Source organism: Rhodococcus sp. P3_B8 (assembly GCF_056402775.1).
On sequence record NZ_JBFUGT010000652.1, the window covers coordinates 1 to 1057 of the forward strand.

Below are 1057 nucleotides of genomic sequence, written 5' to 3' on the forward strand. Positions count from 1 at the left end.
ACTTCACTTCGTGGGCGTCGTCCTTGGACCTCAGAGGTTTGCCGGTCTTGGCCACCCGACGGCCGGCAACAGTCAGCATCGGTCGTGGAATCCCGATCCCCATTACCGGCACGCCTGTCAGGAAGTTCTCCTTGAAGAGAAACATCGAGGCGTCGGACACTTCGTCGTGGGTGAGCGCCGAGGCCACCCACCCGACTTCTGCTCCGATGGCATCCGCGTCTAGAATCGGGCTGCGATAGCCCCCCGCTGTCTTCGCTAGAAGCCAACGCAGAACAGCGTCACGAACCGCCCACTGACGATCGGTAGCTGCACTCACATTTCAGTCCTCCAGATAGATGCCACTAACGCTGCCCTGCACCATAGCCATCGGCAGGAAATACGCAAGCTTCGTGAAATTTACTGCGCGCCTTGCACCTCGGAAGCTCTGACTGCCACTGCAGGACAATCGGGGTGCACGCTACTGAGACGTAGAGCATCTCCAATAGGAGGTACAACCCGGTGACGATGCTCCAACCGACCCCGCCGTCACGACCCGCCTGTACTTGAGCCGCCCCATATCGGCCGCTGAACTGGACTTATTTCTTTTGTTGGGTAGGGTCGAAGCCAGTTCGCGGTTGCCGATTCGGAAAGGACCGACAATGGCTGACAAATCCGCCGTCAAGAGTTCGAAACAGTCTGCACGTACCCTCAAGGAGCGCCGAGCGGAGAAGCGAGAGAGGGCCCTCGAGTCGACCCAATTCGACCGAAAGCGTAAGAGCTGAAGGATAACTGACATCAACACACCACGCCACCCTCTTCACTGCCTGAGGATTGACGATATTGCCCGGGAATACAGCCAAAAAGCCTGACCCGCGCCCACAGCAGAAGGAGCAGCCCGGAAGAGACCGGCTCGGCGTGACGATATCACCGCTGCACTCTTCCGATTTCCTATAGGAGCGAACAAGACTCACACGACCCTGACAAGTTCAATGGAGACACGCCATAAGTTCTCGGTTCGCCCTGCGTGTGACCACCTGATCGGGGGGCCAACTTCCGGCCTCTGGCATGTCGTCCCGGC

1 protein-coding gene is annotated in these 1057 nt (G+C 58.7%); it reads right to left on the minus strand.

Translation table 11 applies throughout. The annotated features are described in order from the left end of the window. On the minus strand, window positions 1-316 hold a 316-nt coding region (locus AC1D1G_RS45495; protein ID WP_477956970.1), incomplete at its 3' end, for a serine recombinase. Window positions 317-1057 lie beyond the last annotated feature (741 nt).